This window comes from Mesorhizobium sp. M8A.F.Ca.ET.021.01.1.1, from assembly GCF_003998025.1.
Classification (GTDB): Bacteria; Pseudomonadota; Alphaproteobacteria; order Rhizobiales; family Rhizobiaceae; genus Mesorhizobium.
The window spans coordinates 1-10,691 of record NZ_RZSJ01000171.1 but is presented as its reverse complement, the minus strand read 5'-3'; the positions used below and the strand labels follow the sequence as shown (position 1 = coordinate 10,691).

Here is a 10,691-nt window from a genome sequence, read left to right as displayed (position 1 = left end):
ATCCTGCACAAAGAGTCGTTTGTCGTCCAGCCCGAAACCGCCCAATATTCAGGCGTACCAAGCATCCACACCGGACTTCCGGTTTATCGATGCGCTGAATTGACCAGACAAGTGTGAGCAATCGTCATGCTCGCCCGGTGGGCGACATCGGCATTCTCGCGCCCGCTAGAACACAGGAGACGAACATGAACCTGACCCTTGGACCCATCACTGCCGCGGTGAGCGGCCTTGCCATGCGAAGCGCGGCAGCGTTCGAGCGCCGCCGCACATTGCGCAAGGTTTCCCGGCTTTCCGACCGCCGTTTGCATGACATCGGCCTCGAACGCGACTGGGACGGTTCAATTCTCGGCAATGGGAGGGCGATATGACCAGCACGTTGATCATCGGCGCGACCGGGCTTCTCGGCAGCGAGATGGCGAAGGCCAGCGCGCGCAATGGCGACAGCTTGCATGTACTCGTCCGGCCGGCAACATCAGCCAATGGAGAGCGGATGCGCCCGCTGAAGGAGCTCGGCGCCACGGTGCATGTCGGCGATCTCGACGACTATGACAGCCTTGTGCGCGCCGTCGGCAAGGTCGATCGCGTCATCAGTTCGGTGCATGTCGGCTCGGCCAGCGAGATGACGCTGGTGCGCGCCGTCAGGGATGCCGGCGTCTCCCGCTATGTGCCGTCCGCCGGCTTCGGCCTCGACTTCGCCGCCGCCGCGCCCGGCTCGATCGAACCGCTCGACATCAAGCGGGCCGTCTTCGACGCGGTCCGGGAGGCCGACCTGCCCTATACGGTGATCTACACCAACGGCTTCTTCTCGACCTGGGTGGCGACCCTGGGAGACCTGACGCGCTTCGGCTCCTCGCCGCTGCCGCCCGACGAGGTGACGCTCTATGGCGACGGCAATGTGCCGGCGACATTTGTCAGCGAGAAGGATATCGCCGCCGTCACGATGCGCGCACTGGAGGATCCCAATGCTGTTCGCGGCGAAATCCGCATCGCGCAGAACAAGATCACGCAAGCCGAGATGATCGAGCTGTGGCGCCGGGTGAGCGGCCGCTCGCCGCGCGTCAAGCAGATGAGCGCCGACGAGCTGGAGGCGATGATCGAGGCGGTTCCCGGGCTCGGACTGCTGCGCGCATTCTGGATCCGTGGCGAGACCGCGCTCGAGACGGCCACTCCGGAAGCGGGCGCGCTTTACCCGGAGCTGAGGTTTGAAAGCATTGAGAGCGCTTTTGTGGCGATGGCCGGCGCGGGTGGGCGGAGGTTGTGAAGGGGTTAGGGTTTTTGGCAAAGTCGGCTCTCTCCGGCGCCCCCCTCTGTCCTGCCGGACATGTCCGGCAGGACAGAGGGGGGCGCCGGAGAGCGCGGCGGTTGACCCAACAGCCCATCCAGCCGATAGGTCCGCGCGAACAGCCCGAGACCTGCTAATGCCCAACCTCAGAGATACAACCCGCGCTCCCGACACCGCCTGGCAGGATGACGTCCGCGCCGGCGTCCGCCATGTGCGCGACCTCGCTTCCCTGCCGCTCTCGCCGGCCGAACGCGAAGCCGCGCAGGCTGCCGCCACGCTGCACAAGGTGCGCGCGCCAAAAAGCTATCTCGACCTGATCGACTGGAACGATCCGGCCGATCCGATCCGGGCCCAGGTGATCCCGTCGCCTGGGGAATTGGAGGAGGCCGAGGGCGAGCTCGGCGATCCGATCGCCGATCATGAATTCAGCCCGGTGCCGCGATTGACGCATCGCCATGCCGACCGGGTGCTGTTGTTCCCGACCTATCAATGCGCGGTCTATTGCCGGTTCTGCTTCCGCAAGGAATCGCTGACCTCGATCGGCCGTGGCTATACGCGCGAGGCGCTGGAGCCGGCGCTGGCCTATATAGCGGATCATCCCGAAATCCGCGAAGTGATCCTGACCGGCGGCGATCCGCTGTCGCTGCCGGATAAGGCACTTGCCGAAATCCGCGACCGGATTGAAGCGATTCCCCATGTGCGGCTGTTGCGCATCCACACGCGCGTGCCGGTGGCGCTGCCGTCGCGCATCACGCCAGGGCTGGTCGCGGCGCTGCAGGGTCGGCTGATGGTGACGGTGGTCACCCACTTCAACCACGCGCGCGAGATCACCGATGCAACCGAAGCGGCTTGCCGCACCTTGCGACAGGCCGGTTTCGTGCTGCTCAACCAGAGCGTTCTGCTGAAGGGCGTCAACGACACGGTCGAGGCGCTGGAAGAGCTCTGCCGCGAGCTGATGTACCGGCTGGGGATAAAACCCTATTACCTGCACCATGGCGACCTCGCGCGCGGCATGGCGCACCGGCGCACCACGATCGCGCAGGGGCAGGCGCTGGTGGAAGCGCTCAGAGCGCGGCTGTCCGGCATCTGCAATCCCGTCTATGTGCTGGACCTGCCGGAGGGCGGCGGCAAGGTGCCGCTCGCACCGTGCCCTATCGAGGGGCGCGACGGAGAGAGCTGGCGCATTCGCGGGCTCGATGGCGCGGTGAGGGATTATCGGGAGATTTTGGGCGTTCGGGAAGAACGGCCCTCGAAGAATCCGGCTGCCGGCTCATGACGCCAGGATGTTACTCCTGCTTGCGTCATAGCAACTGTTCATAATGGCCAGCGTCTGCGCCGCCCCTCACCTGCCTGCCGGCATCCTCTCCCCGTATAGTGACGGGGAGAGGGGCGCTACCGTCGCCGATTTCGCCAATCTCAAGCGTTGCAGGAAAACCACCGGCGTTGCGGCCGGTCCTCTCTCCCCGTCACTATACGGGGAGAGATGTCCGGCAGGACAGTGAGGGGCGGCGCTGACGCCAAAGATTGCTGCATTCGGCCGGAAACTCATGATGTCGTAACGCAGCAGGAATAGTCGGGCTGACCCTAAACCCCATCACCGTCGACAAACGCCAGCACGACCACACGCGAGGCAATGCAGTATGCGATCCTGACCCGGCGGCCGGTCCTCGTCGTCGCGTGGCCGGCCTCCAAGTTCACGACGATGTCCTCGTAGCCCAGCACCTCGCGGTCCAGCGGATAGGCAGCCTTGTAGACCGCTTCCTTGGCGGCGAAGAGGACGCGGCCGGCAAGCTGCCGGTCGGCGGTACCCGTCCGGTCGGCGGGCATCGCAACGAGGGCGGAAATCTCATCGGGCAGGGGCAGCGCCGGTTCGACATCGATGCCGATCGAGCCGATGCCGGCAACAGGCGCGACCGCCGCCACGGCCATATCGTCGTCATGGGCGAGCGAACCTGTTATCCCTTCGGGCCAGGCGGGCGCACCGGAAGGCGTGCGCAAGAGGGCGAAACCGTCGAAGCCGGCATCCGCCAGCAGCCGGTGCGCGATCCAGCGCGCCGCGCCGCTGGCCCGCCGCATGGCCGGCTGGCGGGCGGGGATGGACCCTGCCTCCGCCGGTAACAGATGGGTCTCGTCGCCTTCACGGATGATCCGGCAGCCGGTGCGGACCCCGGCCGGAGCCATGGCGGCCATGGCGCGTGCCAGGGCGATTTCCTCGGGCGTCATCGGTCGCCGGGCGCCAGGACGAGATCGGCGATCATTTCACCGTCCTCGTCGAGCCCTTCCTCGACGAAACCGGCGGCGCGATAAAGCCGCCGCGCCGCCTCGTTCTCCGGTTCGTAACAGATCGACACGTGCCTGACATGGCCGAGCCCGCGGATTTCCTTCAGCACCGCCCGCAGCGCGGCCTTGCCATAGCCCCGGCCCTGCCAGGCGCGGTCGACCATGAAGCGGTAGATGCGGGCCTCGTCATCGTCCCGTGGCGCCTCGTACATCAGGAATCCGACAAGCTGGTCCCCGGCCATCACGGCGCGCGGCCGTGCGTCCCGATCGGACCGGGCTTCGCGCAGCGAGTCCGCATTGCTGGCGACGAAGTCCATCTGCTCCGGAGCCAGTCGCAGGGCCGTGACCAGGGCGCGATTGGCCGGGGTCACCGGGACGATACGGATGCCAGGCGCGCGGTCCGTCAAGACGCCGATGCCCCGGAGCCCTCGCTGACCGGCTCGACGAACCGGTGCAGCTTGGCCGGGTTGCCGCGCCAGATGGAGTTGGGCTCCAGCTCCTCGCCCTTCATCACGAAGGAATCGGCATCCACCATCGATCCCTTGCCCATCACGACGCCGTAATGGACGAAGGCGGACGGCCCGAGCGTGCAGCCATCGCCGATGCGGATGAAGTCGGACTTGAACGCGCCTTCCTCCAGCGAATGGGCCTGGATGACGCAGCCTTCGTTGAGCGTGACGTCGTCGCCGATCTCCACCAGGGAGCGCTCGGTCAGGTTGGCGCCGCCGTCATAGACGCGCTTGCCCACCTTGACACCCAGCATGCGCAGGATCATCGGCCGGAACGGCGTGCCGGCGAACAGGCGCACGATGGGCGAATCCGCCAGCTTCCAGTGGCGCTCATGGCGCCAGAAGGTGACGTCGTAGATCGTCGTTATCTGTGGCTTCAGCTTGCGAAAACCAAGGCTTGCCCGCTCGACGAAGATGTAGAACGGAATGGTGATGGCCGAGGTCAAAAGCACCGCCACGAAGAGCGCGATCTCCGCCCATTCGGTGTAGTAGTTCAGCGCCCGGTCCCAGATCGCCAGCGTGGCGAACAGCATGACCCACTGCGTCGCTATGAACAGGAGGATCGTCACGAGATTGTGACGGTTCTTGAGCGGAATGCGCTTCAGCCGGTCTTCCTCGTCGATGCCGGCGATGAGTTCCTTGTCGCGGTTCACCATGCGCGGGATTTCAAAGGGCGGCGAGCCCAGAAGGCCGACATTCTCGCGCAACGGTCCGTCGATCGGGACCATCACCTTGGTGCCGAGCAGGACGTTGTCGCCCGTGCGTCCGTCCGGTGGATAGTAGATGTTGTTGCCGAGATAGTTGCGCTCGCCGATCCGCGTCGGCTCGAGCCGGAACGCGGAAGCGGACTTGTGCATGTTGATCATGAAAAGCCCGTCCGACACCATGGTCTGGGTGCCGATCTCGCACAGGAGCGGGTTTTCGTGCTGCTGGTTGGAGCCGAAATTGGAGCCGGTCTGCACCACCTTGTTCAGGTTCCAGCCGATGGCGCTCATGTAATGGACGATGGCCGAGCTGTCGCCGAACAGCAGCCCGAGCACGCGCGAGTTGCTCGAGAACTCGGCAACCGTCTGCAGCCAGTAGCGGAAGCCGTAAAGCGTGTAGGTGCGGCCGGGTTTCAGGATCAGGCTGAACAGGCGCGGCACCAACGTGGCGGCGAGGAAGGCGACGGCGATGTAGCCGAAAAGCGTGACCGTCGTGCCGATCGCCACAATGCCGATCGTCTCCTGATAGTCGTCGCCGACATTCTCCCAATAGCTGTGGAACAGAAGCGGCAGCGGGGTGATGATGGCAAACAGCCCTATCAGTTGCACGGCTTCGTAGAGGAAGCGACGGATGCGGGGAGGATTGACGTTGCGCACCTTGCAATAGTCCGCCGTGGTCGGCACCGCCGGCGATCCATGCCAGTGTTCGCCGTCGGGGATGCTTTGCCCGCGCTGCAGCGAGGAGGAATGGCCAAGCTGGCCGCCATCGCCGATCGCAGTGTCGATGTCGAGCGTGCAGCCGACGCCGACGAAGGCATCGCGGCCGATGTTCAGCGGCCCGGTGTGGATATAGCCGGCCTGGGCGCGATAGCCGAGGATCAGCGATTCCTTGCGCAGGATGGTTCGGTCGCCGATCGAAATCAGGTCGGTGCATACTGGCACGGCACGGGATTCGATGACCACGTTCTTGCCGATCCTGGTTCCCAGAAGCTGCAGGTAAAGGCTGTAGAGGGGGCTGCCGCGGAACAGCACGACGGGCGCCGTGCGGATCAAGGTTTTCACCACCCAGAAACGATAGTAGCGCAGGCCCCAGATCGGGAACGCTTCCGCCTTCCAGCGGCCGACGAGCACCCATTTGGCGACAACGGCAAAGCCCGACATGCCGAAGAACACGCCGGCCGAGAGCACCACGCACCTGATGTAGAGCTGCAGCGGCTCGTCGAGCGCGTCATAGACCCAGTTGAGGCCGTCATTGATCGCCCACAGCGCCACGTAGCTGTAGAGCGCGTAAAACAGCAACTGCGCCGCGCCGCAGGTCCAGTAGACGAGATTGGACGCCTGGCGGGTGAGAACGGGCTCGTTGGTGGCCGTCGTCAGCTCTTCCGCCACGCTCAGGTGCTTGGCCAGGCGCGCCACGGTCGGATAGAGATAGATGTCGCGCATCGACGTCGTCGCCCATTCCTTGCGGGTGCGCACGCGGGCGCAGAAATGCGCCATGAGCAGCGAGTTGGCGCCAAGATCGTCGAAGAAATTGTCCTCGACCGACACGTCGTCGAACTTCAGCACGGCGCATAGCGCGTCGGCCAGGAAACGCTCGTCGTCATTGCCGGGCGCCACCATGGCGCGGTCGGCCGAAAGCCGGACGCTGGTCGGCTTGGGAAGCTGGCGAAGATCGACCTTGTTGGAGACCGTCATCGGGATGACAGGCAGTTCCTCCAGATAGGAGGGCACCATGTAATCCGGCAGCCGCCGCTTCATCGTCTGGGCAATGTCGGCGCGCGAGAGCACCGGCTGGCCGGCCTTGGGCGCGTAATAGGCAACGAGCTCGACGCGGCCCGGCTCGATCTCCCAGGTGGTGACGGCGGCCTGCGCGATCTCCGGCTGGTCAAGCAGCACGGCCTCGATCTCGCCGAGTTCGATGCGGTAGCCGCGGATCTTGACCTGGGTGTCGATGCGCCCGGCATATTCGATCTCGCCGGCGTCGTTGATCCGGCCAAGGTCGCCTGTGCGGTAGATGCGCTTCGACGGGTTGTTCGGCAGGCCGAGGAAGTCGGCAATGAATTTCTGTTCGGTCAGGTCCGGCCGGTTGAGATAGCCGACCGCCAGCCCGATGCCGGCAATGCCGATCTCGCCCAGTTCACCAGGCTCGGCAAGTTGCGGCAGCGAAGGGTCGAGAATGACGATCGAATAGGTGGGCAGCGGCGCGCCGATGGTCACCGGCCGGTCCGGCGTCAGCGCTCCCATGGTTGCCGTGACGGTCGCCTCGGTCGGGCCATAGGTATTGAGGATCTGCCGGCCGGGCTTCGACCAGCGCACCACCAGATTGTGCGGGCAGGCCTCGCCGCCCACCAGGAGCGTGCGCAGGCTTGGCACGTCAGATGTCATGGACGACAGAAGCGTCGGGCTGCAGGCCATGCAGGTGATGTCGTGATGGCGCAGGAAATCGGCGAGCTCTTCGCCCACCAACGGCATCTGGCCCGGTGCCGGCACGACGGTCGCGCCGGCGACGAACGGCACCCAGATCTCTTCGGAGGAAAAGTCGAAGGCGATGGTCATGCCCTGGTAGACGCGATCGCCCGGCCGGTAGCCGTAGGATGCGGCGGCGACGCGGATGAAGTTGACGAAGCTCTGGTGGCGGATGGCCACGCCCTTGGGCCTGCCGGTCGTGCCCGACGTGTAGAGGATGTAGCAGATGTCTTCGATCGCAGTGGCGGCCTGCGCCTTGTGCGGCTTCAGCGGCGTGTTGGACTGGGCGGATATTTCGGCGGCGGCGCTGTCGATCAACAGATGCGGAACCGGCAACTCGCCGGCCCGCGATGCATAGGTGGCGATGGTGACGACCAGGCTGACGCTGGCGTCCTCGATGATGAGCGCCATGCGCTCCTGCGGAAAGGCGGTGGCCAGCGGCACGAAGGCGGCGCCCGCCTTCACCACGGCGAGCAGGGCGACATAGGTTTCCGCGGACCGGTCGAGGATCAGCCCGACGCGGTCGCCCGGCCGCACGCCGCGCTTGACCAGCAGGCGGGCGAACTGGTTGGCTCTGCTGTCCAGCTCCTGATAGGTCCAGGCGCGGCCCTCGGAGATCACCGCCGGCAGCGTGGCAAATGTTTCGGCGAGTTGTTCGAAGACCTTGTCGAGCCGCTCGTCCGGCTGACCCGCCCGGGCAAAATCGGCGCCTGCCAGGACCTGGCGGCGCGCTCCGAGGGCAATTTCCGCAGGTGCATGGACGCTGTCGCGGCTGGTCCCGGGCTCTCCGCCCAACCTTGCCGCTTCCCTGTCCAGTTCGGCGATATCGATACCGTGGTCCATTTCCAAACTTTCTCGTCCTGGCCAAGCCGTCACGGGCACATCTCGGTCATGCCGCCGCTCGAGCAGGCATTGTCGGCTGTGCCGCCGCTGCAATTTGATCGTTGTTGATGGAGGTGGAATGACCGAAGCCTCCAAAACGGAAGATTCCGGAATTCCGACCGGCGATCGCTGACCGCCGGGTCCCTCTTTGGCCGCGCGGTTATCACGGAATCGGCCGCTCCCTCTTCACATGTTCGGGAGCATGGACGCGGGGCGTCGCCGGGGCGCTGCCGGCGGCGAGCGACATGCCGGGAAGGGCACCCATCGATCCGTCCGAACCTCGTTGCATTGCCCGTACCCAACCCCGTGCGCCTGTGCGGCGGCCAGATTTCCGGCCGTTGAGGGATTGATATGCCATCCGATCTTTTCGCCAGTTTTTCTGAACTGTTGAATCTTGTTTCTGGATTGTGTCTGGGTGGGCCTGCGCATGCCCGCAACCGCCTGTTTTCCGGCTTTTTGAAAAAAATCTGTCGGCGCCGGGAATAAAGCGCGGCGCTTCCGGGTCTTGTCATCAGCGGGGCCAATCGGCCCGCGACGCGAAGAAACGAAACAAGGATTTAGCGAAATGACCAAGCTCGCTCTCAGCGTGGCCGCGATGTTGCTTGCCTCGAGTTCCGCCTTTGCCGGCAGCGACCATGGCGCCAACAATTCCAACCAGCCGGCCGCTCCGGTCGACACCAACGCGACGGCTTCGATCCCTTACACGGCACGTCCCCATGGCGTCGACACCAAGGTGACGACCGGGCCGAAGCAGGAGTCGGTGCAGGACATCATCAACCGGCACAATGACGAGGGCATCTGGGGCAACTGAGCGCTCGGTCTTCGAACATCCCAGGGGCTTGGCCCTCCGTCATTCCAAGACGTGCCTTTAGCCACCACTCAACAGAGGAAGAACCACCATGTTCAGCATGACACGCCGCACACTGCTCGGAACCGCCACTGCCGCCGCTGCCTTCGGCCTCGCCGGCAAGCTTGAATTCACCCGCCCCGCTTTCGCGCAGACGCCGGTGGAGCCGACCGTCGGCTTCTACAAATACACGGTCGGCGACATCGAGGTCACCGCTATCTATGACGGCATCTGGAAGAAGCCGCACGACCCGGCCTTCATCAAGAATGTCTCGGTAGACGACACCAAGGCCGCACTCGCCAAGGCGGGTCTGACCACCGACTTCATGCCCATTCCGCTCACCGTCGTGGTGCTCAAGATGGGCGGCAAGCTGATCATGATGGATGCAGGCTCCGGCGTCGGCCAGTGGCAGGCCAACGCCACGCATCTGCCGGCCAACATGGCCGCCGCCGGCATCGACTACAAGGCGATCGACACCATCATGATCTCGCATTTCCACCCCGACCATGTCTGGGGCCTGATGGAGAAGGGTACCAACACGCCGGTGTTCCCCAATGCCGAGCTGATCGTCAACGCCACCGAATACAACTGGTGGACCGACCCGAGCCGGCTGGCCAAGCTGCCCGAGGGCCGCAAGCCGGCGGGCAAGCGCATCGCCGAGAACTTCCCGAAATGGAAGAACTGGAAGCTGGTCGAGGACGGCGCCGAGGTGGCGCCCGGCATCCAGATCATCGCCGCACCCGGCCACACGCCCGGCCACTCGGTGTATCTCGCCAACTCCGGCAAGGAGCAGCTGATGATCTCGGCCGACACCATGTATGTGCCGGCTTTGCTGGCGCCGCATCCGGAATGGCAGGGCGCTTACGACCAGGATGGGCCCACCGCAATCACCACGCGCCACAAGATCATCGACCGGGTGATCGCGGACAACATCCGCATTTCCGGTTCGCACTTCCCGTTCCCGGGCACCGGCGTCTTCGTCAAGGACGGCAATGCCTATGGCTTCACTCCGGTCGAAATTTGAGCGTCAGCTCCCAATCCAGACAAGCGAGACAGACAATGAAACAATCCTATCTGGGCAAGCACGCCCTCTACGGCCTGCTCGGCGCCATCGCCGTGCTGACCGTCGTCCCCGTCGCCACGATCATGCCGGCCTATGCGGTCGACGACATCGAAGGCGCCGACGCGCCAGACCTCACCGCCGTGAAGGCCAAGATCGACGCCAAGGACTACAAGGGCGCGCTGGAGGATTTGCGTGACCTCGCGCAGGACAACCAGCAGGCCGACGTCTACAATCTGCTTGGCTTCACGCTGCGCAAGACCGGCGACCCCACCACCGCGCTGACCTACTACAACAAGGCGCTGGAGCTGAAGCCCGACCACAAGGCCGCCCGCGAATATCTGGGCGAGCTCTATGTCGAGACCGGCGACATGGCCAAGGCTCAGGAGCAACTGGCCTCGCTGCAGAAACTGTGCCCCGCCGGCTGCGACGAGCTTGCCGATTTGCAGAAGGCCATCGACACCAAGGTGACGAAGTAGGGCGGGCAAGGCGGTTCCCTTGCTCGCGAAGGCCAGCGCAGCCCCCGCTCCGACCGCTTCGCGGCCCATCTCCCCCATTCCATGGGGGCGAGGAACCCAAGCTCTCCAAAGCCGCGACCTCGGCAGCTAGGATTTCCTCGCCCCCATGGAATGGGGGAGATGGGCCGCGAAGCGGTCGGAGC

9 protein-coding genes are annotated in these 10,691 nt (G+C 64.9%); 6 read left to right on the top strand and 3 right to left on the bottom strand.

Annotation, left to right across the window (positions count from 1 at the left end; genetic code table 11):
* Positions 1 to 185 precede the first annotated feature (185 nt).
* The 3 genes from EOA36_RS15630 to EOA36_RS15620 all read left to right on the top strand — a co-directional run bounded on the left by EOA36_RS15630 (position 186) and on the right by EOA36_RS15620 (position 2,558).
* Entirely contained in the window at positions 186 to 368 is a 183-nt protein-coding gene (locus EOA36_RS15630; RefSeq protein WP_127278399.1) for a DUF1127 domain-containing protein, read from the top strand.
* The gene (locus EOA36_RS15625) at positions 365 to 1,261 is read left to right on the top strand and encodes an NmrA family NAD(P)-binding protein (protein ID WP_127278398.1); all 897 of its coding nucleotides are present in this window, start codon (positions 365 to 367) and stop codon (positions 1,259 to 1,261) included. The genes EOA36_RS15630 and EOA36_RS15625 overlap by 4 nt, the downstream gene beginning before the upstream one ends.
* Before the next feature lie 157 nt (positions 1,262 to 1,418).
* Positions 1,419 to 2,558: a KamA family radical SAM protein gene (locus EOA36_RS15620; protein WP_127278397.1), complete on the top strand. Its 1,140-nt coding sequence runs from the start codon at positions 1,419 to 1,421 to the stop codon at positions 2,556 to 2,558.
* A 308-nt stretch (positions 2,559 to 2,866) separates the two neighbouring features.
* Here the strand turns inward: EOA36_RS15620 and EOA36_RS15610 are convergent, their stop codons facing one another.
* From EOA36_RS15610 to EOA36_RS15600, 3 genes are read right to left on the bottom strand one after another with little or no spacing between them, the layout of a single operon-like run.
* Positions 2,867 to 3,505, bottom strand: coding sequence for a 4'-phosphopantetheinyl transferase superfamily protein (locus tag EOA36_RS15610; RefSeq protein WP_127278396.1), 639 nt, complete (start codon positions 3,503 to 3,505; stop codon positions 2,867 to 2,869).
* Entirely contained in the window at positions 3,502 to 3,969 is a 468-nt protein-coding gene (locus EOA36_RS15605; RefSeq protein WP_245464366.1) for a GNAT family N-acetyltransferase, read from the bottom strand. The genes EOA36_RS15610 and EOA36_RS15605 overlap by 4 nt, the downstream gene beginning before the upstream one ends.
* Positions 3,966 to 8,084: a Pls/PosA family non-ribosomal peptide synthetase gene (locus EOA36_RS15600; RefSeq protein ID WP_189553235.1), complete on the bottom strand. Its 4,119-nt coding sequence runs from the start codon at positions 8,082 to 8,084 to the stop codon at positions 3,966 to 3,968. The genes EOA36_RS15605 and EOA36_RS15600 overlap by 4 nt, the downstream gene beginning before the upstream one ends.
* Positions 8,085 to 8,688: 604 nt before the next feature.
* On the opposite strand from EOA36_RS15600, the gene EOA36_RS15595 reads away from it, so the two are divergent.
* The 3 genes from EOA36_RS15595 (at position 8,689) to EOA36_RS15585 (ending at position 10,509) form a co-directional block, all read left to right on the top strand.
* Positions 8,689 to 8,934, top strand: a complete 246-nt coding sequence (locus EOA36_RS15595) for a DUF680 domain-containing protein (protein ID WP_127278393.1) — start codon at positions 8,689 to 8,691, stop codon at positions 8,932 to 8,934.
* 88 nt (positions 8,935 to 9,022) lie between these two features.
* A complete protein-coding gene (locus EOA36_RS15590; RefSeq protein WP_127278392.1) occupies positions 9,023 to 9,994 on the top strand; it encodes an MBL fold metallo-hydrolase in 972 nt (323 codons plus the stop codon).
* A gap of 35 nt (positions 9,995 to 10,029) precedes the next feature.
* Positions 10,030 to 10,509 (top strand): tetratricopeptide repeat protein, encoded by a 480-nt coding sequence (locus EOA36_RS15585; RefSeq protein ID WP_127278391.1) that lies wholly within the window; start codon positions 10,030 to 10,032, stop codon positions 10,507 to 10,509.
* The last annotated feature ends 182 nt before the right edge of the window (positions 10,510 to 10,691 follow it).

What these genes read in the sequence shown, in the direction of transcription:
- EOA36_RS15630 (WP_127278399.1), top strand. Translation starts at nt 186, where the DNA reads ATGAACCTGACCCTTGGACCCATCACTGCCGCGGTGAGCGGCCTTGCC.
- EOA36_RS15625 (WP_127278398.1), top strand. Translation starts at nt 365, where the DNA reads ATGACCAGCACGTTGATCATCGGCGCGACCGGGCTTCTCGGCAGCGAG.
- EOA36_RS15620 (WP_127278397.1), top strand. Translation starts at nt 1,419, where the DNA reads ATGCCCAACCTCAGAGATACAACCCGCGCTCCCGACACCGCCTGGCAG.
- EOA36_RS15610 (WP_127278396.1), bottom strand. Translation starts at nt 3,505, where the DNA reads ATGACGCCCGAGGAAATCGCCCTGGCACGCGCCATGGCCGCCATGGCT.
- EOA36_RS15600 (WP_189553235.1), bottom strand. Translation starts at nt 8,084, where the DNA reads ATGGACCACGGTATCGATATCGCCGAACTGGACAGGGAAGCGGCAAGG.
- EOA36_RS15595 (WP_127278393.1), top strand. Translation starts at nt 8,689, where the DNA reads ATGACCAAGCTCGCTCTCAGCGTGGCCGCGATGTTGCTTGCCTCGAGT.
- EOA36_RS15590 (WP_127278392.1), top strand. Translation starts at nt 9,023, where the DNA reads ATGTTCAGCATGACACGCCGCACACTGCTCGGAACCGCCACTGCCGCC.
- EOA36_RS15585 (WP_127278391.1), top strand. Translation starts at nt 10,030, where the DNA reads ATGAAACAATCCTATCTGGGCAAGCACGCCCTCTACGGCCTGCTCGGC.